Origin of the sequence: Bacillus sp. JJ1773 (assembly GCF_036962035.1) — a bacterium.
Lineage (GTDB): Bacteria > Bacillota > Bacilli > Bacillales > Cytobacillaceae > Cytobacillus.
In genome coordinates this window covers 1-1,071 of record NZ_JBALNX010000162.1, presented here as the reverse complement: position 1 = coordinate 1,071, position 1,071 = coordinate 1, and the positions used below count along the sequence as shown (strand labels likewise).

The 1,071-nt window shown below is 27.5% G+C and carries 1 protein-coding gene; it reads left to right on the top strand.

Annotated features, from left to right (window positions below):
• Positions 1-489 precede the first annotated feature (489 nt).
• Positions 490-1,071, top strand: a 582-nt coding sequence (locus V7127_RS25815) for a LysR family transcriptional regulator (protein ID WP_335491137.1), incomplete at its 3' end; no start/stop codon positions are given.

Sequence of the window (1,071 nt, the reverse complement as noted above, 5' to 3'; positions counted from 1 at the left end):
ATATAATATACAATTGTGAAATACGTAAATTTTATATAGTTATAAGGATTTTTGATTCCTCTTTCCTTTTAATTAAATTTGGATGTTTATTAAGTAAAAAGCGAAGACAGCATATGTCTTCGCTTTTTACTAGGTAAAATAGGAAATTATTCTGGATTTAATTAAATCCAACACTCGAACCTTCGTTCTAAATTCTGGGCATATATCTGATTTCTTATTTAAATTAGTTCTGCCAGCACACTTATACAAATTTCATCATGCAAATATTTTATTTTGTTCTTCTAACAAATTCTTTAATAACATACAGAAATCATTCATTTTGTCACGACCTTTAAAATAATTTCGAATAAAGTTAAGCTTTTTTCTATTTACTCAAAGTATTTTCTCATTTACTTATAGTGAATATATGATAATATAAAATATATAAAATATCAAATATTCTTAATATTAACTCTTTAGAGAGGAGGCATTATTATTAATATTGTCTATTTGGAAACGTTTTTAGTTGTTTGTAATAATGGTAATTTTACAGAAGCTGCTAAAATGCTTTTTGTACCTCAACCAACGATATCTAACAGAATTCGTTATTTAGAAGAAGAATTGGGTCAAGAATTGTTTGTTAGGGGAAAAAAAGGAAAACGAAGTGTAGAATTAACAAGGGCAGGAAGGATGTTTCAGCCATATGCTCAACAGGTTATTGAAACGTTAGATGCCGCTAAAAGTGAATTAAGCCAGGACGCCAATAAAAGTTTAATGACTGTTGGCAGCTCAATCGCATTAACCCATCCATTTATTTATGAAAAAGTTAGATTACTTAATGAGATTCATAATAAAAATATTAATCTTCTTATAATGGATCATTCTTTAATTACCGAAAGGCTTATCGATGGAATTATTGATTTAGCTTTTGTCACTGAGCCAATCAAAAATATACAATTAGTATCTTACCCTATTTATATCGAAAAAGTGGGTTTAATTATCTCAAGTAAGCATCCATTGGCCAGAAAGAAATGCTTGGATAATATAACTGATTTAGAAAATGAATTTTTAATTTTTTACAAAACTTTTTCT